Origin of the sequence: Halolactibacillus miurensis, assembly GCF_900116255.1 — a bacterium.
GTDB classification, from domain to species: domain Bacteria; phylum Bacillota; class Bacilli; order Bacillales; family Amphibacillaceae; genus Halolactibacillus; species Halolactibacillus miurensis.
In genome coordinates, this window is the sequence record NZ_FPAI01000031.1 from 1 (window position 1) to 20,401 (window position 20,401).

The 20,401-nt window shown below is 38.7% G+C and carries 15 protein-coding genes and 3 pseudogenes; 12 read left to right on the top strand and 6 right to left on the bottom strand.

The genetic code is table 11. The features are described 5' to 3' along the window. Positions 1-171, top strand: a pseudogene (locus BM390_RS15325) (IS5/IS1182 family transposase); the annotation flags it as partial. 95 nt (positions 172-266) lie between these two features. Here BM390_RS15325 and BM390_RS13430 read toward each other — a convergent pair. Next, positions 267-485 (bottom strand): hypothetical protein, encoded by a 219-nt coding sequence (locus BM390_RS13430; protein WP_089855413.1) that lies wholly within the window; start codon positions 483-485, stop codon positions 267-269. A 17-nt stretch (positions 486-502) separates the two neighbouring features. Continuing rightward, a complete protein-coding gene (locus tag BM390_RS13435) occupies positions 503-796 on the bottom strand; it encodes a hypothetical protein (protein WP_177220731.1) in 294 nt (97 codons plus the stop codon). Between the two features lie 335 nt (positions 797-1,131). Between BM390_RS13435 and BM390_RS15765 the strand changes: the two are divergent. From BM390_RS15765 to BM390_RS13450, 3 genes and pseudogenes are all read left to right on the top strand, one after another. Next, a pseudogene (locus BM390_RS15765) lies at positions 1,132-1,564 on the top strand (transposase); the annotation flags it as partial. A 140-nt stretch (positions 1,565-1,704) separates the two neighbouring features. Beyond that, positions 1,705-3,354, top strand: coding sequence for an FAD-dependent oxidoreductase (locus BM390_RS13445; protein WP_062323720.1), 1,650 nt, complete (start codon positions 1,705-1,707; stop codon positions 3,352-3,354). Between the two features lie 177 nt (positions 3,355-3,531). Next, positions 3,532-6,282: a glycoside hydrolase family 3 protein gene (locus tag BM390_RS13450; protein ID WP_089855416.1), complete on the top strand. Its 2,751-nt coding sequence runs from the start codon at positions 3,532-3,534 to the stop codon at positions 6,280-6,282. Between the two features lie 85 nt (positions 6,283-6,367). Here the strand turns inward: BM390_RS13450 and BM390_RS13455 are convergent, their stop codons facing one another. Further along, positions 6,368-7,369: a potassium channel family protein gene (locus tag BM390_RS13455; RefSeq protein ID WP_062323722.1), complete on the bottom strand. Its 1,002-nt coding sequence runs from the start codon at positions 7,367-7,369 to the stop codon at positions 6,368-6,370. A gap of 200 nt (positions 7,370-7,569) precedes the next feature. Between BM390_RS13455 and BM390_RS15770 the strand changes: the two are divergent. Together BM390_RS15770 and BM390_RS13470 are read left to right on the top strand one after the other, a co-directional pair. Continuing rightward, a pseudogene (locus BM390_RS15770) lies at positions 7,570-7,974 on the top strand (chemotaxis protein CheB). A 95-nt stretch (positions 7,975-8,069) separates the two neighbouring features. Next, a complete protein-coding gene (locus BM390_RS13470; protein ID WP_089855419.1) occupies positions 8,070-9,614 on the top strand; it encodes a bifunctional diguanylate cyclase/phosphohydrolase in 1,545 nt (514 codons plus the stop codon). Between the two features lie 119 nt (positions 9,615-9,733). Here the strand turns inward: BM390_RS13470 and BM390_RS13475 are convergent, their stop codons facing one another. After that, positions 9,734-11,251 carry an ABC transporter permease/substrate-binding protein gene (locus BM390_RS13475; protein WP_089855422.1) on the bottom strand — a complete coding sequence of 506 codons (1,518 nt, stop codon included), beginning with the start codon at positions 11,249-11,251 and terminating at the stop codon, positions 9,734-9,736. Between the two features lies 1 nt (position 11,252). Then, a complete protein-coding gene (locus BM390_RS13480) occupies positions 11,253-12,197 on the bottom strand; it encodes an ABC transporter ATP-binding protein (protein ID WP_089855425.1) in 945 nt (314 codons plus the stop codon). Between the two features lie 195 nt (positions 12,198-12,392). Between BM390_RS13480 and BM390_RS13485 the strand changes: the two genes are divergently transcribed. Further along, positions 12,393-12,794 carry a hypothetical protein gene (locus tag BM390_RS13485; RefSeq protein WP_246806780.1) on the top strand — a complete coding sequence of 134 codons (402 nt, stop codon included), beginning with the start codon at positions 12,393-12,395 and terminating at the stop codon, positions 12,792-12,794. An 89-nt stretch (positions 12,795-12,883) separates the two neighbouring features. On the opposite strand, the gene BM390_RS13490 is transcribed toward BM390_RS13485, so the two are convergent. Beyond that, positions 12,884-13,873, bottom strand: coding sequence for a LacI family DNA-binding transcriptional regulator (locus BM390_RS13490; protein ID WP_089855431.1), 990 nt, complete (start codon positions 13,871-13,873; stop codon positions 12,884-12,886). 348 nt (positions 13,874-14,221) lie between these two features. Between BM390_RS13490 and BM390_RS13495 the strand changes: the two genes are divergently transcribed. From BM390_RS13495 to BM390_RS13515, 5 genes are read left to right on the top strand one after another with little or no spacing between them, the layout of a single operon-like run. Then, positions 14,222-15,460 carry an ABC transporter substrate-binding protein gene (locus BM390_RS13495; protein ID WP_089855434.1) on the top strand — a complete coding sequence of 413 codons (1,239 nt, stop codon included), beginning with the start codon at positions 14,222-14,224 and terminating at the stop codon, positions 15,458-15,460. Positions 15,461-15,519: 59 nt separating this feature from the next. Next, positions 15,520-16,386, top strand: a complete 867-nt coding sequence (locus BM390_RS13500) for a carbohydrate ABC transporter permease (RefSeq protein WP_089855456.1) — start codon at positions 15,520-15,522, stop codon at positions 16,384-16,386. Beyond that, positions 16,386-17,207: a carbohydrate ABC transporter permease gene (locus tag BM390_RS13505; RefSeq protein ID WP_062321027.1), complete on the top strand. Its 822-nt coding sequence runs from the start codon at positions 16,386-16,388 to the stop codon at positions 17,205-17,207. The genes BM390_RS13500 and BM390_RS13505 overlap by 1 nt, the downstream gene beginning before the upstream one ends. A 15-nt stretch (positions 17,208-17,222) precedes the next feature. Then, positions 17,223-19,412, top strand: a complete 2,190-nt coding sequence (locus tag BM390_RS13510; protein ID WP_089855437.1) for an alpha-galactosidase — start codon at positions 17,223-17,225, stop codon at positions 19,410-19,412. A gap of 16 nt (positions 19,413-19,428) precedes the next feature. Next, positions 19,429-20,388: a carbohydrate kinase family protein gene (locus tag BM390_RS13515; RefSeq protein ID WP_062321031.1), complete on the top strand. Its 960-nt coding sequence runs from the start codon at positions 19,429-19,431 to the stop codon at positions 20,386-20,388. The last annotated feature ends 13 nt before the right edge of the window (positions 20,389-20,401 follow it).

The following is a 20,401-nucleotide window of genomic DNA, read 5'->3' on the forward strand; positions in this document are numbered from 1 at the left end:
GTCGAAAGAGTAAATGGCTATCTTAAGGAGTTTTTCCAGCTTAATAATGTTCGTTACCGTACAGGAAAACGTGCAAAAGCTCACTTTGATTTAGTGACGCTTATTTATAATGCATCAAAACTAGCAGCAGATCGTTTAGGCTCATTCCTAAAGCAATATCAAATAGCATAAAAATTTTTTAAGACAAATATTGAAATTCTGGTCGTGTTTGATTTTTTAAAAAGAGCAATTATGAAATTGATTCAATTACTAATAAATTTAAGACGTTATTGTTTTTTACTAAAAGTTTTCATAGCATCATAAACTACCAACAAACCGATAATTAATGAACTTGTTCTCAATATAAATTCTGCAACTAAAAGGTTGCCCATAACTCTTTGTACATCATACGATGCTCCAGTTATAATAACAGGAGAAAAAATTATAAGTATTCCAACTATCAGACCGATAATTAAAAAAGATAAATTTATTACGTTTTTTTTCATGATTAGCCTCCAGAGAATTAAAAGTATTTGTGTCCTTCTTGATATTTATATTTGTACCAATTTGTAGCATGAGATACCCCAAATGAAACGCTACCATATTTTCCGATTCCTATGTTTAGACTACCGTTATAAGTAGTGGTACCGTTATTATAAAAATCACCATTTAACATTATACGACCTTGTTCTTTTGAAATGTTTTGATCATTTGCAACTTTACTTACTAACTCTTCATAAGTTAAAACATCACTTATCCCTTCAGTGGACTCATCAATTACTAATTCTTGTCCAAAATCAACCTTGTTGTCCTTCAAAGAGGACGATCCAGTTTGAGCAAATACAGAAGTAGTCGATACAGTTAAAAACATGATGACAGGTAGTGCGACAATCAATACTTTTTTTAAAAATGAACCTCCTAAATTTTAGTTAATTTTAGTGTATAACTATATTATATCACTGTCAATAGTTTGCAATTAAAAATATTTTTTTAACACGAGAGTTTGACACTTCAATTCTTTAAAAATACTATTAAGCCTTGATATGGCCTTATTTGTTTGTCGGATTTGGTGTTATAGAAACCCAAGAGATCCGCAAAAAACACCTCGGCATTGATTCTGAAGAATGAGCGCGTCAATGTGCTAAGAAATTGGAGGATTGTCATAACTGTTCCCCGAGAGAGCAATGTACAAAAGCAAAGGAAGGCAATAATAGAAAAGTGTGCATCAACAAAATAATTGGAACAGCAAAAAGCATATATTCGTGCGAAGCTTTCGGATGAAGAAGCTGGTGAGATTTACGGCAAAAGAAAAAATGACGTAGAACTAGTATTTGGATTATTGAAGGCTATTTTGGGTTTCACAAGATTTTCTCTTCGCGAAAAAGAACTTGTAGAGAATGAATTTGGATTTGCATTATTGGCAGTGAACTTACGGAAGTTCACTGCCAATCTATCGACAACCTTTTTCAAGGATGAAAATACTAAAAATAAATTCGGATGTGATCTTCTTAACAGAAAATCACATCCGGTTTTTACTTCATATTTTCGAGTTTTGCTTCAGACTCTTTTTGTTAAGAATGTGTAAAGTGCTTGTGTTTGTGAATAGGATTCATTAGTATATAAGTAGATGCTTATATAAGGTTAATGAGTTGATAAGTAGGGAAAAGTAACAGTGTGAAAATAAAGGTGTTTAATCATTAAAAGATAATCTAGGAGGTACACAAGATGAAACTTATTGTCATAGGCGCAGTAGCGGCTGGAACATCAGCGGCCGCAAAGGCAAGGCGAAATCAGGATGATTTAGAGATTACGATTTATGAGAAAGATGTCGATATTTCTTACTCGGGTTGCGGGTTACCGTATTATATCGGGAACGAAGTAGAATCAATTGAGGCGTTAACGCCAAGAGACCCAGCCTTCTTTAAGAAGAAATACAACATTGATATTCATACCGCCCACTTAGTAACAAAAATTGACCATGATAACCAACAGGTACATGTGAAAAGCTTAAAAACTAATGAAACGTTTACTGATGCCTACGATAAACTCGTCATCGCAACAGGAGCAAAGAGCATCGTGCCACCGATTGATGGTGTCGATCTGCCGCACGTCCATGCCTTACGGACCGTTCAAGATGCACGACAGATTAAAGGTTATATCGATGAACATCAACCGAAAACAGCCGTCGTTGTTGGGACGGGCTTCATTGGATTTGAGATGCTTGAAAACTTAATTGAACGAGATATCGAGGTGGTCATCGTTGAGATGAAGCCGCATATTACCTCAAACCTTGATCCTGATATGGCAGATTATTTAGAAGATAAACTTGTGAAAAAAGGGATTGACGTAAGAACAAACAAAACCGTCAAAGGAATTCAAGCAGATCATGTGAAGATTGATGAAGAAGAAACGATTCCAGCGGAGCTGGTTATTTTAGCAACCGGCGTGAAACCAAATGTTGAACTCGCAAAAGCGATCGGCGTTGAGATTGGTGAAACAGGGGCAATTAAAGTGAATGAGCGTATGGAGACGAATCTTAAAAACATCTATAGCTGCGGGGACTGTATTGAAACCTTTCAGCGACAAACGCATAAACCGGTTTACCGGCCACTTGGGTCTACGGCGAATAAAACCGGCCGAATTGCGGGTGACCAATTGTCTGGCGGTTCATTAGAATTTAAAGGGATTCTCGGGACAAGTATTTATAAATTATTTGAATTTACCGTCGCCAATACCGGTTTATCTGAAGCGGAAGCGCGCGCAGAGGGGTTTAATATTGAGATTTCCCATAATATTAAACCAGATAAACCGGCTTACTTTAATGGAACGGAGATGAATATTAAAGCGATTGCCGACCGTGACACGAAAAAGTTACTTGGCGTTCAAATTGTTGGACAAGAGGGCGTCGATAAGCGCATTGATGTGTTTAGTACACTCGTAACCTATGGTGCGACAGTTGATGAATTGTTCCACTTAGACCTCGCTTATGCTCCGCCGTTTTCAACGACAAAAGATCCGGTCCATTATAGCGGGATGATTTTAGATAACGCGCTGTCTAAAGGACGTCCATTAAAGACGAGTGATGACGTGCGTGAGCTAGAAGCGAACGGTGAAAAGATTCAAATAGTCGATACCCGGATTGAAAAGCAACACCTCGCTAATTGCGTGGACGGAGCGGTGAGTATGCCGCATGCGGTTATTCGGGCACGACTAAATGAACTTGATAAAAACCTACCGACTGTCACGTATTGTAATAGTGGGACAACGGGTAATGCGGTTCAGAATATTTTACTCAACCACGGCTTTAAGGATGTATCAAACTTATCGGGTGGGAATAAGTTTTATCAAGCGACGAAAAAAACGCGGGATCAATAAGTAAGCTATATGAACCATCAATCATTTCCGTCATAAAGACAGGGATTTAATGAGAAAGTTGCCTATATGGGTGACTTTCTCTTTTTTACTGGATTTTTAGACGGATTTACTAGGTTTTTATCCCACTTACTTTCTGATAAGGTTGGGGAAAGTAGAGGGAGTAAGGAGTGAAGTGAGATGAGTAAAATCGGTGTACCGATTGAAGGATTTAGTGATTTTAGTCGACAAGTCGCAGCTGAAGGGGCGGTCTTATTAAAGAATGATGATCACACCTTGCCGCTAAAGCCAGCTGAAAAAGTCGCGGTTTTTGGTCGGATTCAATATGATTATTATCGAAGTGGCACAGGGTCTGGTGGGAGCGTGAATGTGTTATACACAACGAATCTTATCGACAGTTTACTTGAAGATAAAACCGTCACAATCGATGAAGAGGTCTTAGAGGCGTATCAAACCTTTATAAAGAAACAGCCGTTTGACGATGGTGGTGGTGCGTGGGCAGCGGAGCCTTGGTTCCAAGAAGAGATGCCGTTAATGGATACATTTGTTCAACAAGCAAGTGAAAGAAATGATAAAGCAATTATTGTGATTGGGCGAACGGCAGGTGAAGACCAAGATAATCGCGCTGAAAAAGGGAGTTATTATTTAACCGATAAAGAGGATAGAATGATCCGTCTTGTGACGACATATTTTGACCGAGTTGTTGTCGTACTGAATACGTCCAATATCATTGATCTGTCGTTTGTTGAGTCTTACGACCCGAGTAGTGTTATTTATACATGGCATGGCGGGATGGAAGGCGGGCGAGCGGCTGTAGACGTGCTCGTAGGTCATGTGACACCAAGTGGGAAGCTACCAGATACCATTGCGTATCAGTTAACTGATTACCCGTCTAGTCAACATTTTGGTAGTGACGTGCAGAATCACTATGTGGAAGATATTTATGTCGGGTATCGCTACTTTGAAACATTTTGCCCGGATAAAGTCAGGTATCCGTTTGGTTTTGGCTTATCGTATACGACATTTGAAGTCAATCCAAAGCCTTTTCAGTATGATGCGACTCATCAGCAATTTAGATTTAGTGTGACCGTAACGAATACAGGAGACGTCAGTGGTAAAGAAACGATTCAGCTCTATGTTGAGAGTCCGCAAGGGACATTAGGGCAACCAGCTAAACGCTTGGTCGGATTTATGAAGACACGCTTATTAGCACCAGATGAAACAGAAACGCTTGAAATAAAACTGTCCCTTCATCAACTAACCTCGTATGATGACAGTGGTGTGACGGGCTTTCTATCGAGCGACGTTTTAGAAGCGGGGGACTATCTTTTTCATATCGGGACGAGTGTAAGGGACACAGACATTGTCTATGATGAGAATAAACAGCCCTATCACCTGAGACAAACGATACAAGTCAGGCAAGCGGAAGAAGCACTGAAACCAGTGACCCCGTTCAAGCGGATGAAGCCAGGGAAAAGACGAGCGGACGGGACGTATGACTGTCTCCTTGAACCTGTGCCTTTACGCCAACAGGATATAAATAAACGGATAACCGACCGACTACCCGAAGCCCTGTCATTTAAAGACACCACCTATACGTTACAAGACGTCTTAAACAAAAAGATAACCTTAGATGACTTCATTCGTCAGCTAACGGATGAGGATTTAGCGATTCTTGTGCGCGGTGAGGGAATGGTGAGTCCGCTTGTTACACCAGGGACAGCGTCAGCCTTTGGTGGGGTCAGTGACCGATTGCTGTCACTAGGCATACCGGTCGGTTGTACAGCGGATGGACCGTCAGGCATTCGTATGGACTCAGGTGAAAAAGCAACACAAGTCCCAATTGGGACATTACTTGCCTCAACATTTAATCCGGATTTGATTGAAGCACTCTACCGTTATGAAGGAAAAGAACTGATTCAAAATGAGATTGATCTGTTGCTTGGGCCAGGAATCAATATTCATCGTCATCCACTGAACGGTCGGAACTTTGAATATTTCTCAGAAGACCCTTATTTAACAGGCATCATGGCCATTGCTAATGTGCAAGGGATTAGAAAAGAAGGTGCACATGCGGTCGCTAAACACTTTGCCTGTAACTCACAAGAACAGTCGCGCAATCAAGTGGATGCGGTTGTGAGTGAGCGTGCGTTAAGAGAAGTGTATGTAAAAGGCTTTGAGATGGCGGTAAAAGAAGCGGATTTAATGGGGATTATGACGGCCTATAATCCAGTGAATGGTCATTTTTCAGCATCTAATTATGATCTGAATACAACGATTCTAAGAGAGGACTGGGGTTTTCGTGGTATTGTGATGACCGATTGGTGGGCACATATGAATGATCCCGTCAATCAAGGTGTGCCCAGCCGCGCGCATACCGACCATATGATTCGCAGTCAAAACGATCTTTACATGGTCGTGAATAATTACGGGGCTGAAACAAATAGAGCTGGTGACAATACATTAAAGGGTCTTCAGGAAGGGACTGTCACTCGGGGAGAGTTGCAGCGTAGTGCGAAAAATATTTGTCGTGTGCTATTAGAATTACCCGTGATGACACGTAAACAAGTCTTTAGAGATGATAGTGGATTAATCCCTTCACAATCTGGTGTTGTCAACCATCCTTTATTAACAACTCAGCCTCTGGCTGTTTCAAATGAGACAATAACGACTTTTAACGTAAATGAGACTAAAGCTTACCGGATGTATGTCACGTATACGTCGACCGGTGACGCGCTGAGTCAGTCAGCGATGACAATCAAGTTAAATGATCAAGTTGTCGCAACCGCACAAGCTAATGGTATGAATGAAATAGCAATTAAACAGAAGTTGCCAAAAGTCACGTTAGAACAAGGAACTTACACATTGAGTTTTGATGTTCAAAAAGCAGGTATCTATGTAAAAGAGATGATATTCATACCAGTTGATTGATATGAACATGATGACAGTTTAAATAGCCATATGAAAAAGACCGAGACGCTCATAAATAGCTTTTCGGTCTTTTTCTTGTCTTATATTAATGTTCAGCTAATTGTTTAAGCTTAAATAAATCCTTATCTTCACCTAAGACGATCAAGGTTTGGTAGGGTTTCAGTCGATAATCTTTCATTGGATTAAAGACGATCTCATCGTCTTGTTGGTCTTTGATCGCAATAATAATTAAATCGGTTTTTTCAGGGATATTGGCTTCCATCAATGTTTTATTACATAGTTGTGATTTTGGGTGAATAATCACTTGGTTTAAGTTCAAATCAATTTTTCCCGAATGGGTAATCGTGTCTAGAAAAGCAACCACAGAGGGTTTTAACAACATCGACGCCATCCGATGTCCACCAATTTCATTTGGTGAAACGGTTTTATTTGCGCCGGCGCGAATCAATTTATCGTGCGAATTGTTATTAATGGCACGGGCGACAATCATTAACTTTTCATTCATCTCACGTGCAGTGAGAACGGTATATAAATTGTTGGCATCAGTTGAGAGAGCGGCTACTAGACCTTTCGCCCGTTTAATGCCGGCTTTTTCTAATGCCTCATCTGTTGTGGCATCATCGACAATGACCATGACTTTATCATCTTTTATTGCGTCTGCTTTATCTTGGTCTTCTTCTATTACTATGAAATCAACCTGTTCTTCTTTTAATGTTTGAATCACGTGTCGTCCGGTTTCGCCTGCCCCGCAAACAATCACATGATTTTTTAAATGATCCAATCGATCGCGCATTTTCCGTTCCCTCCAAGCATCGCGAATTTTACCTTCGAAAAAGAAATGAACTAGGGATGAACCGGCATAACCAATAATCCCTAAACTTAAAAAGATTAGCAGAATCGTAAATATTTTCGCCGTGAACGTTAATGGTACGACTTCACCAAATCCAACGGTAGAAATCGTAATCACTGTCATATATAAAGCATCTATAAAAGTGACATCTAATAGTAACAAGTAACCAACCGTACCGATGACGTTGACAATTAATAATAAAAACAGAATAGAAAGTGTGCGTGTGTATTTTTGCATAGAAGACCACCTCAAGGTGTCAGTTTGTATTCTTAAAAGCACTTTCATTGTATCATTTTTTCTATATGTATAAAAGACGAGGTAGGTATAAAATTACAAATGATCTCAAGAGTGAAAGGAAATAAACAACCGGAAATAATTGTAACAAGGCTTTAATCATAGTATAATTAACCTAATATATAAAAGGTCGGGAGGTTCTTATGTCACAACGTTATTATGTAGGAGTAGGTGCTTCAGCAGGTGGATTAGAAGCTTTAGAGTGTTTATTTCATTATATACCTGAAGACTCTAGGTTAACTTTTATCGTTGTTCAACATCTTTCCCAAGAGTTTAAGCGTTTGATGGATGAGTGATTGGCACGGCATACAAAAATCCCTATTACTGTGGCGGAAGAGGGGATGATAACAGAGGGAAATCATCTGTATTTAATTCCTCCACGTATGAATGTCTCTATTTTTAATGGAACGTTATTGTTAGAAAAGCAAGTAGCTGACCATCAGTTACATTTACCTATCGATATCTTTTTTAAGTCACTGGCACTTGATCAGAAAAAACAAGCCATTGCGATTGTCTTATCGGGTCCTGGAAGTGATGGCATACTTTGAATGCGTGCCATAAAGGATGATAGACAGACTGCCTCATTTATCGCATTATAAAAATACCATTTAATTAAATCAGTATATAGAAAAGGAGTGAGCATGTGAGTGAGTTAGAAAAACTTATAGAACAGGTGTTAGAAAAGAATAGCCCTCATAAAGAGTTTGAAGGATCAAAAGAAATATTAATAGAAGCATTATCGATCTATCATGAGGAGTTATGCTCTCAGAATGATGAATTAAGTGAAATCAATCAATATTTAGAAGAAACAAAACTAGAATATGAAAGATTATTTATGGATGCGCCTGTAGGTTATCTCATCGTCGATTTAACTGGTTTGATTGTAAAAGCCAATCATTATAGTTATCAACTGTTTGATTCGCTCACACCTCACCAATCTAAGTTACAACACTTTATTGCTGATGAAGATCAAGATCGCTTTTACTTCTTCTTTCAACAGTTGAAAGAAGATCAGTTAGAGACCTCTTTTTCATTTAAGACAAGAACAGAGCCGGTACGTTATATCAAGTTTCTGCAGCAATATGTGCGTTCCAATGAAACGCTGATTCATTTAGCTATGATCGATGAGACAGCACTTGTCACCTATCAAAAGCAAATTAAGTATATGAGTAATCATGATGCTTTAACCGGCGTATATAACCGCCATTATTATGAAAACTTAATACAGCAACTCAATGAAAAGTTGACGAAGCATTTTGGTGTGATTTTTGCAGATATAAATGGCTTAAAGATGATTAATGACGCATTCGGTCATATGTTTGGTGATGAGTTAATTAAAAAAGCTGTTGAGTTAATTGAACATCATATGGATGACACGATGTATTTAGCACGTATTGGTGGTGATGAGTTTGTGATTATTTTAACGGAGACAACAGAGGAGCAGATGAAAAAGCTGATGTTGACATTAAAAGAGGCACAATCCTTGATAACAGTTAAAGATATTCAACTATCGATTTCATTCGGGTATGCGTATAAACGTAAACCTAGTCAAGACTTAATTAAACTTGTTCACCTAGCTGAAGATCGCATGTATCAAAATAAGCTTCATACTAAATCAAGTGGAAGAAAAGATATTATCGAGGGAATATTGGCGGTCTTACATGAGAAGAAACCGCGTGAGAAAGAACACGGAGAACGCGTGAGTTTTTTAGCGGAGACGTTTGGAAAAGTCCTTAACTTAAATGCGACAGAAATTCATCAGTTAAAGACAGCGGGGCTACTGCATGATATTGGTAAGGTGACGGTAGACCATACAATTTTAGATAAAGCGTCAGGCCTAAATACTAATGAAAAGCGAGAAATGAAACAACATCCAGAAATGGGGTATCGCATATTACAAGCGTCACAAGAATTTAAAGATATTGCCGACATCGTTCTATATCATCATGAATTTTACGACGGCACGGGTTATCCAAGAGGGTTAAAAGGAGAAAGTATTCCTTATCTCAGCCGCATACTAGCCGTTTGTGATGCGTATGATGCTATGACGAAGCCTCGCCCTTATTCTATTCCTAAATCAAAAGAAGAGGCCAGTACAGAACTTAAATATCATAAAGGACGTCAATTTGATGCAGAACTTGTCGATATTTTTATCAGTAAAGTACTTTTAAAAGTGGACCTCAACTAACGTATACTAATTGCTCATGTATTGAGCGATAAAAAAGAAGAAGTGGACTAGATGTCTACTTCTTCTTTTTGACGTTAGTCGTGTAACGTTATGACTTCGATCAAGTTTTTTTGTTTTTTCTACTCAATGAATCCTGCCTCAGTTAAATAATCTCGCGCGACAACGCTAGCGTCTTCATTATCAACACCGACTCGGTAATTCATTTCACGCATCTCATCGGACGTAATTTGCCCACTGAGTTGATTTAAAACAGCCTCAAGTTCAGGGTATTGTTCCAATGTTTCTGCACGTAGTAGCGGTGCTCCCTGATATGGTGGGAATAATTCTTGATCATCTTCTAAGACGACTAAGTTATAGCGTTCAATTTCTGGATCGGTTGAATAAGCATCAATTAAATTAATATCCCCTGATTCAATCGCCTGATAGCGTAAGCTTGGTTCCATCGTTTGTAGTGATGGGAAAGTTAGGCCATAGAGGGATTGAATACCCAGATACCCATCCTCACGATCTGAAAATTCTAAAGTAAATCCAGCTTTAATATCATCCAGGGCACGTTCTAAATCAGAAATTGTTTCTAAGTCATACTCATTCGCTAGTTCCTCAGTGACAGCTAAAGCGTAGGTATTATTAAAAGCCATTGGCTCTAACAACATCATATTGTAGTCACGCATAATACCAGATCGTGCTTGTTCATAAACCGCTTCTTTTGTATTTTTTTCGGCTTGTTCTTTAATCAACTCACCTAAAACGGTACCCGTAAATTCAGGGTAGAGATCAATTTCTTTATTATCAAGCGCATCAAACACAAAACTGGTCTTCCCTAATCCAGAACGTGTTTCGACACGGACATCCATCTCTTCTTCAATCAAGGCTTTATACATTTCAACTAAGATTTCAGGTTCAGCACCTAACTTCCCGCCAATGACGAGCGTCTCTTCCTCTTGATTTAAGAGTGAAGGTGCCAGTGTTAATCCAAGGGTTAAAATAAGAATGGCCACAATGGCCGTGATGGAATATTTATAGTTTACACGTTCGAGCTTGCGTAAAATAAAATCAAATAAGATCGCTAACATAGCGGCAGGAATCGCCCCAATAAAGATAAGGGATGTGTTGTTGCGATCGATTCCGAGTAAAATAATATCGCCTAAACCACCCGCACCTATCAGGGCGGCAAGTGTGGCGGTACCAACAATGAGGACCATGGCGGTTCGAATACCCGCCATAATAACCGGCATTGCGAGTGGAATTTCTACTTTTACTAACCGTTTCTTAGAGTTCATTCCCATCGCTGTGGCGGCTTCAATCAGAGAATCATCTACTTCCTTAATACCAGTGAATGTATTTCGTACAATAGGCAATAAAGCATACACCGTAAGAGCAATCACAGCGGGTACTTTACCAATCCCGAATAAGGGGATGAATAATCCTAGTAGCGCAAGTGACGGGATGGTTTGTAAGACGGCTGTTACACCGATAATGGATTCCGCGAATCTTTCTTTTCTTGTTAAGTAAATACCTAAAGGGATGGAGAGAAGAACGGCAAAGAATAGGGCAATAAATGAAAGTTGAATATGTTCAAGAAGAGCACTGATTAATTGATCTTGTCTTTGAGAAAGTGTATCAAAGAATAGAGTCATGTTACACCGCTCCTTTCTCGAAGTGTTCGATAAACGCATCAGTAAAGGTCGCTTTTGTTAGCGAGCCAATCGGTCTATTATTTTTGGTTATGAGAAGTCTCTCGTTTGATGTGAAATGTCTCAGTATGTCAAAAGGTGACGTATCAATAGATATTTCAGGTGCGCCTTCTGTGACGTCGTCAGTAAGTATTGTTGTAATGTCGAGATCATGCTTGTGTTCTGGTTGGACACTTTTAGTAAAGGTCCTAACAAAATCGTTGGCAGGGTTGTGGATAATCTCTTCAGGTGTGCCCACTTGAATAATATCGCCTGATTTCATTAAACAAACGCGATCAGCTAACTTCACGGCTTCACGAATGTCATGCGTGACAAAGACAATGGTCTTTTTGATTTTCTTCTGTAAGTCCTGAATATCATTTTGGAGTTTTTCGCGACTTATTGGATCGAGAGCACTAAAAGGTTCATCCATTAAAATTATATCAGGGTCAGCAGCAAGCGCCCGAACAACACCAATCCGTTGTTGTTCGCCACCTGATAATTCATGTGGCAGACGTTTACGGTATTTCTCCGCATCAAGTCCTACCATATTCAGTAGTTCTGTCACTCGATTAGCAATATCCTCACGAGTCCATTTTTTCAATTCAGGTACAATGGAAATATTTTCTTCAATCGTTAAGTGAGGAAATAAAGCAATTTGTTGGAGGACATATCCGATATTCCAGCGGAGTTTATTGATATCGTACTCACTAATTTTTTTATCTTGAATAAAAATAGTGCCATCAGATATCGGAATCAGTCGGTTAATGGTTTTTAATGTCGTTGTTTTACCACACCCACTCGGTCCGATAATGACAAAAAATTCACCTTCTTTCACGTCAAAGCTGCTGTCTTTTATTGCGGTCGTGCCGTCTTGAAAAGTTTTTTTAACGTGTTCGAAACGGATCATATCGTTCTCCTTTCTTGAATACAAAATGATTAGCATTCGTTAATCTTAAGTACCCGTAAAAAGCCACTTCCAAACAAGTAAGGTAAAAGACTAGTCAATGAATCTTTCTCTTTGGTATGATAGTACAGTATGAATAGATTATGTTATGAAGTGAGAAGACAAACAAAAAGGTTTAATCAAATGGAGGGTACACGAGTGAAACAACGCTTTAGACAATTTATGCAAGGCCGTTACGGCCTTGATCAGTTATATGTAGGCATGTTAGTCCTATATTTTATTCTATTGTTTTTCAGTCGCTGGTTTATGCCAGAATTAATGACAGGGTTGATGACGCTGGTTATTATTTTAGCGGTCTTTCGAATGTTCTCGAAAAATATTGTCGTAAGACAAAGAGAGAATGCGGTGTATTTGCGCGTTGTTAACGGAATGAAACATACTGGAAAGAAACTTCTTCAAAGAATAAAAGATATACCGACAAAACGATACCGTAAATGTCCGAATTGTGCTGTCACCTTAAGATTACCGCGCAAAAGAGGGCGTCACAAAACGACTTGTCCGAAATGTCACACATCGTTTGAGGTGAAGATACGTATGTAATAACAAGGACTAATGAAAAGTCATGTTGTAACTAAAAAAAGATCCAGTTGTGTAAATGATGCACAACTGGATCTTTTTATGTGAAGGAGTTAGGTTGTTTCGCCTTTGATTAATTCTACATCAAATATAGCGCGTTCAGTCAGTGGTTGATCTTTATTTTTCATCTGTTTAATAAGTGAGGTGATGAGCTGCTCAGCTAGTTGTTCAATCGGCTGTTTAATCGTTGTCAACTTTGGTGACTGTAGCATGCGTGTGTAGTTATTGTAGTCATAACCGACAATTTTTAATTCATTGGGTACCTTGATGTTGTGACGTGTCGCATAAACAGTCAGTGCATAAGCCATCAAATCATTACTACAAAATACGCCGTCAAATTCATTGAGTTTGTTTGCTAAACTTTCTTCAATGAAACGGTAATTATCATCAAATGTTGATTCCACATTAGCCCCTTCAATCACATCCCAAGGGATACCGTTTCGAGAACAAGTCATTTGAAAAGCATCAAACCGACGATTAGATAACATTTCAAAGTTTAACGGTCCAGCAATATGCAGTAATTTTTTGCATCCTTTCTTGATTAAATGCTGAGTAGCCAATTCCCCGCCGTGATAGTTATCACTCGCCACGTAGGGTATTTTAGATGAAATAATACGATCAAACGAAACAATCGGTATCGTTAAATTTTTATAGACATCAATATCTAGAGTATGTGAGCACATAATGACGCCATCTGCCCGGTGTTCTTTCAGCATCTGTAAATAGCCAGATTCCTTGTCTTTATCATTCACTGAATTACATATAATGATTTTAAAATTATTTTGGCTTGCATAGTGTTCAATCCAGTGAACCATCTCGCTAAAGAAAGGGTGGCGTATTTCAGGTACAATTAACCCAATCAAATGAGATTCATTTGATAGTAGTGAACGTGCAATTTGATTTGGTGAATAATTGAGTGATTGAATCGCTGCTTCAACTTTTTCGCGTGTAGCTTCACCAATATAGCCGCGATTATTCATCACGCGTGAGACGGTCGTCACAGATACGCCTGCTTCTTTAGCAACATCTTTAATACTAACCATAGAGCATTCCCCATTTATATTATAATTATTTTGTATGTATGGTAATTATAGCATATGTTAATCGTTTTCACATTTAAAATAAATAAAACGGTTTCATCTTGTGCTTTTTAACAATATAAAACGCCTGTTTTTTGTGTTTTTGTACATTTAACGTACAATATCGATTTAAAAACCTTAAAAAATTATATGAAAACGATTGACATACTTTTTCTAGGGTGATAAGATATAGCCATAAAGTTAATACAAACTAACAAGCAATAAAGGAGGCGTATCCTTAGCAAACAATCTGTCAGTTTATTTTTTAGGATATTGTTGATAACGCTTACAAAAAACAGGGGGTTTTAGAAAATGAATAAAATGTTAAAAGGTTTGATAGTAATGTTACTAGCGGTACTAGTATTAGCAGCATGTGGTGATGACACATCGGATGGAGGTTCATCAGATAGTGGTTCTGGCGATCAAGTTGAATTAGAATTCTTCCAATTCAAGAGTGAAGCGGTTAAAGAATTTGACGTTTTAATTGAAAAGTTTGAAGCAGACAACCCAAATATCACAGTGGTTCAAAATAATTCTCCGGATGCGGATACGGTCTTATTTTCACGTTTATCACAAAATGACATTCCTGATGTGATGACAATTAATGGTGGTGTTACATTTGGTGAAGTAGCGCGTGCAGGTGTCTTAAAAGATTTATCAGATGACGCCTTACTTGATACGGTAACAGACGAATATGAAGACATGTTAAAACGTTTAAGTGGCACAGAAGAATTATATGCATTCCCACATTCTGTGAATGCGAATGGTGTCCTTTACAACAAAACAATCTTTAATGATTTAGGATTAGAAATTCCAACAACTTGGGATGATTTCATTGCGTTACTTGATGAAATTAAAACGTCAGATGTTAATCCATTAATGTCAACTTATGGTGAAGCTTGGACGGTTTTACCTCCGTTAAATACGATTGCATCGAATACACACGGTATGGCATTCTTTGACGAATTAGAAGCAGGAAACACGTCATTTACAGAAGTATACGGCGAAATTGCTGAAAAGGTTAAAACATTATTACCATACGCTGAAAATGATGTCTTTGGTTATGATTACAATATGGGTAACACAGCTTTCGCTAATGGTGAAGCAGCTATGTACATGCAAGGTGTTTGGGCGCTTGGTCCAATTTTAGAAGCAAATCCTGATTTAGAAGTAGGTGTTTTCCCAATGCCTGCAACAAACGATCATAATAGCATCGTATCTGGTGTCGATGTAGCGATTGCTATGGCGAAAGATGGGGATCATCCTGAAGAAGCACAAAAATTTGTTGAGTTCTTATTGCAACCAGAAAATGTTGAATTCTATCTAGAAACACAACGTATGTTTGCCGCGGTAGAAGGAGCAGAACAAACAGATCCAGCACTTGAAGAACTTCAACCATATTTTGAAGAAGGGGATGTTTTACCATTCTCTGATCACTACTACCCACAAGGATATGGTGTAGAAATTATGTTCCAAGACTACTTACTAGGTGGGGAATTAGATGGCTTATTAAGTGAAATGGATTCAGAATATGAACGCTTAAGCGAATAACCTGATAAAAGGGGGAAAGTCTCTTTCTCCCTTTTACTTTTAAGGAGGAATATCCAATGATGGATAAAAAAAATACCCGGGTATATTTAATGATGGTGTTACCCGCGTTAATATTATTCTTTAGTTTTCATACCTTTCCATTGATGCAAGGGATTTTTTATAGTTTCACAGATTATCGTGGATATGGTGATTGGAACTTTATCGGTATCGAAAATTATATCAATGTTTTTAAAGACCCACGCATTTTAAACTCCTATCAATTTACCTTTAAATTTGCGATCATATCAACGATCTTAGTTAATATCATCAGTTTAACGATTGCACTTGGTCTTAATTCAAAAGTGAAGTTTCATAAGACATTACGAGGCATCTACTTTATGCCAAATATTTTAAGTATTCTCATTGTAGGTTTTGTCTTTAAGTTCATTTTCTCCGTGTTCATTCCTGAAATTGGCCAATCTTTTGGTATTGAAGGACTTGCGAAAAGTATCCTCGGTGACAAAGATTCTGCTTGGATAGCGATCGTCATTGTCGGTGTTTGGCAAGCTGCTGCACTAAATGTCATTTTATACTTATCGGGACTAGCGACGATTCCAGAAGATTTATATGAAGCATCAGGCCTTGATGGAGCCAGTAAGTGGCAACAATTCCGTCACGTGACCTTCCCGTTAATCGCACCATTCTTTACAATTAACATGGTTCTTGCGATGAAAAACTTCTTAATGGTATTTGACCATGTTGTTGCGCTAACGGGTGGTGGACCTGGTCGTTCGACACAATCCATCTCACTATTAATTTATGAAGATGGCTTTACAGGCGGTCAATTTGCCTTGCAATCAGCTAACGCTGTTATTTATTTCTTTGTGATTGTCACCATTTCTATTATTCAGATTAGATTCCTGCAGAAACGGGAGGTGCAAATGTAATGCGTAATAAAACAAATTATGTCACGACAATTTTATTAATGTTAGGATCAATTTTCATCCTTTTTCCGGTATTTATTACAATTGTGAATGCTTTTAAAACACCGGCAGAGACAGCTCAATCGATTCTATCATTACCATCCACATGGACCTTTGATAATTTTAAAACCGCGATTGAGATGACGAATTTCTTCAACGCGTTTGGTAACAGTGCGTATGTGACCTTCTTTACCGTGATTTTAACGATTCTATCTAACTCACTTGTCGCTTATGCAATTGCTCGTAACTTACATCGTAAGGCATTTAAATTCTTGTACTTCTATTTAGTCAGTGCGATGTTTGTGCCTTTTCCAATTATTATGTTACCGATTGTTAAGCAAATGAGTGCGCTTGGTCTAATGAATCTTAATGGTTTAATTATTCTTTATGTTGTGTATGGATTAGCTTTTAATACGTTCTTATACACGGGCTATGTTAAGACAATTCCGAAGGAATTAGAAGAAGCTGCCATTGTAGATGGCTGTTCAAAGTGGGGCGTGTTCTGGCGAATTATCTTCCCAATTTTATCTCCAATGAATGCGACTGTGGGTATTTTAACAGCACTCTGGGCATGGAATGATTTCTTATTACCACTCGTCGTCTTATCTGATCAAGGTGACCGTACGTTACCACTTGTTCAATATGTATTCCAGAGCCAATTTGCGACGAACTATAACTTGGCGTTTGCCTCATATCTCATGGCGTTACTACCAATGTTAGTTGTGTATCTCTTCTTGCAAAAACGCATTATTAGTGGAGTCACACAAGGGGCAATTAAATCATAAGAAAGTAGGGTGACTATGACAATCTATTTTGATAAAGAGACAAAAATATTTCACTTACAGACAAACCAATCAAGTTATCTATTTCAAGTTGTAAATAACGATTATCTAGCTCATTTATATTGGGGTAAGCGTGTGCGTTCGACCTCTATGCCGAAAAGCTTACGCTATATCGATCGAGGGTTCAGTGGGAATCCGAATAAAGAAGACCGTACGTTTTCTTTAGATACATTACCACAAGAATACCCTGCCTATGGACATACAGACTTTCGTTCACCTGCTGTTCATATTGAAACAGCTGATGGCGGACGAATTACCGATTTACGTTATGTAAGTCACGAAATCTTACCAGGTAAACGACGGCTTGAAGGGCTTCCGGCTACCTATGTAGAAGATACTTCAGAAGCGGATACGTTAAAGGTATCTATGCTTGATGAAGTCACACAGTTACACGTGACATTAATTTATACCGTTTACGCAACAAGAAATGCCATCACACGTGCGGTACACGTTGAAAATAAAGGAGAAGACACACTTGGGCTTGAAAAAGTGGCTTCGATGAGTGTTGATTTTAGAGAGACTGATTTTGAGATGATCAACTTACCAGGTGCTCACGTGAGAGAACGTGATATTGAACGTGCACCTCTGCGCCGTGGAATGCAAAGTGTGGAGAGTAGACGCGGTTCAAGTAGTCATCATCAAAATCCTTTTATCGCCTTAGTGCAAGAAGAAACAACAGAAACGACAGGTGAAGTCTATGGTTTTAGTCTAGTCTATAGTGGCAACTTTAAAGCTGAAGTTGAAGTGGATCAAACATGTCAATCACGAGTCATTATGGGCATCAATGACTTTGATTTTAAGTGGTTATTAAAACCAGCTGAAACATTCCAAACACCTGAAGTCGTGATGGTCTATACGGACCAAGGTTTAAATGATATGTCGCGTATGTATCATGATTTATACGGCAGAAGGTTAGCTCGTGGCAAACATCGTGACGCGGAGCGTCCCGTGCTGATTAATAACTGGGAAGCGACGTATTTTGATTTTAATGAAGATAAAATTTTAACGATTGCTGATAAAGCAAAAGACACTGGCGTTGAGTTATTTGTTTTAGATGACGGTTGGTTTGGAAAACGTGATGATGATTTTACATCACTCGGTGATTGGTTTGTTTATGACGAAAAACTTCCAAGTGGTCTTAAAACACTTGCTGAAAAAATCAATAAGATGGGCATGCAGTTTGGTCTTTGGTTTGAGCCTGAAATGGTGTCGCCAGAAAGTGAACTATACAAAGCGCACCCAGATTGGTGTCTGCATGTGCCAAATCGTCGTCGTTCAGAAAGTCGTAATCAACTCGTATTAGACTTTTCGCGTCCAGATGTGTGTGATGAGATGATTCAACGCGTCACCGCTATTTTAGAATCTGCGCCGATCAGTTATGTGAAATGGGATATGAATCGTAATATGACTGAAATCGGTTCGCATTATTGGCCAAAAGAACAACAAAAAGAAGTGGCCCACCGTTATATTTTAGGGCTTTACCGGGTGATGGAAACTATTACAGCTAAGTTCCCTGAGATTTTATTTGAAAGTTGTTCGGGTGGAGGCGGCAGATTTGATCCAGGGATGCTTTATTATATGCCGCAAACATGGACAAGTGATAATACTGATGCAATCTCACGCCTACGGATTCAATACGGTACGAGTTTAGTCTATCCAATTAGTTCAATGGGGTCTCACGTATCTGAGGTGCCTAACCATCAAGTGGGACGAATCACGCCTCTTGAAACAAGGGGACATGTCGCTATGGATGGGAATTTAGGTTATGAGCTAGATGTAACAAAATTATCTGATGAGGAAATTAGCGGTATTAAAACGCAAGTAGACTTATATAAATCTATTCGACAAACGATTCAGTACGGAACATTCTATCGTTTAGTGAGTCCGTTTGAGACAGGTAATTACGGTTCGATTCATGTGAGTGAAACAAAAGATAAGGCTGTCTTTATTTATGTGCACACACTTGCTGAGGCGAATGGACCGTTTAAAGCCGTTAAATTACAAGGTTTAGATCCTGAAACAGATTATTGCGTATTAGAAACAAATGATGTGTATAGTGGCGATAGTTTAATGCATATTGGGCTTAATGTCCCGTATGCCAACCATGATTTTAAAAGCACGCTTTATCGTCTAGAAGCGGTCAAGTGAGAAAGGGGAGGTTACTTTGATAAAATTAAATCAACCTTTCACCTTAAAACAAGCACCGGTTGATGTGTTATCGATTGGTGAGATATTAATTGATATGATTTCTGATAGCTATCATTCTCTCACTGAGAATAATGGTTTTCATGCATTCTTCGGTGGCTCGCCAGCTAACCTTTGCATGAATATCAATCGTCTTGGTGGTGAAGCGCGCCTTGTTGCTGCGGTAGGTGACGATCGATTTGGTGACTTTTTAATTCACCACCTTGAGAAAGAATCTGTTGATACGACATTGATTCAGCGGACAGATAAATCAACCAGTATGGTCGTCGTGAACAAAAGTAAAGGCAGTCCGACTCCGATTTTTTATCGGGGCAGTGATTTTGATATTCGTTTAACAGATGAACTTGAACAAGCAATTAGAAATACAAAGATCATGCATATTTCATCATGGCCCTTGTCTAAATCATCATCCAGAAAAGTCGTTTATGACGCCGTTAAAATCGCAAAAGAGGCAGAAGTCCTTGTCGGCTTTGATCCGAATTATCACCCAGGGTTATGGGATGAAGATGAAGATGGGATTCAGATTATGAAAGAGATGATTAGTCAAGCAGATATTGTTAAGCCATCAGAAGACGATGCTTTCAGGTTGTTTGGTGACGATTCCCCTGAGAATCACATTGAAAAGTTTCATGCGCTAGGGTGTCCCATTGTTCTAATGACCTTGGGAAAAGATGGCGCCATTGCTTCATTTGATGGAGAAAAAACGTACTATAAAACAAAAGCAACGAAAGTTGTCGATACAACTGGGGCAGGAGATGCTTTTTGGTCCGGTTTTTATACAGGGATTACCCAAGGAAAAACGGTAGAACAAGCGCTTGATTTAGGCTTTTCAACAAGCGCTTATAAACTGCAATTTACAGGTGCAGTAGTAAAATTACCGCATTATGAAGAATTTTTAGATAAAGAACCACATCTGTAAGAAGGGAGAGCGA

Bases quoted from the DNA above. Each gene is read 5' to 3' on its own strand.
- BM390_RS13430 (WP_089855413.1), bottom strand. From the start codon at position 485: ATGAAAAAAAACGTAATAAATTTATCTTTTTTAATTATCGGTCTGATA.
- BM390_RS13495 (WP_089855434.1), top strand. From the start codon at position 14,222: ATGAATAAAATGTTAAAAGGTTTGATAGTAATGTTACTAGCGGTACTA.
- BM390_RS13510 (WP_089855437.1), top strand. From the start codon at position 17,223: ATGACAATCTATTTTGATAAAGAGACAAAAATATTTCACTTACAGACA.
- BM390_RS13445 (WP_062323720.1), top strand. From the start codon at position 1,705: ATGAAACTTATTGTCATAGGCGCAGTAGCGGCTGGAACATCAGCGGCC.
- BM390_RS13480 (WP_089855425.1), bottom strand. From the start codon at position 12,197: ATGATCCGTTTCGAACACGTTAAAAAAACTTTTCAAGACGGCACGACC.
- BM390_RS13490 (WP_089855431.1), bottom strand. From the start codon at position 13,873: ATGGTTAGTATTAAAGATGTTGCTAAAGAAGCAGGCGTATCTGTGACG.
- BM390_RS13475 (WP_089855422.1), bottom strand. From the start codon at position 11,251: ATGACTCTATTCTTTGATACACTTTCTCAAAGACAAGATCAATTAATC.
- BM390_RS13505 (WP_062321027.1), top strand. From the start codon at position 16,386: ATGCGTAATAAAACAAATTATGTCACGACAATTTTATTAATGTTAGGA.
- BM390_RS13500 (WP_089855456.1), top strand. From the start codon at position 15,520: ATGGATAAAAAAAATACCCGGGTATATTTAATGATGGTGTTACCCGCG.
- BM390_RS13450 (WP_089855416.1), top strand. From the start codon at position 3,532: ATGAGTAAAATCGGTGTACCGATTGAAGGATTTAGTGATTTTAGTCGA.
- BM390_RS13455 (WP_062323722.1), bottom strand. From the start codon at position 7,369: ATGCAAAAATACACACGCACACTTTCTATTCTGTTTTTATTATTAATT.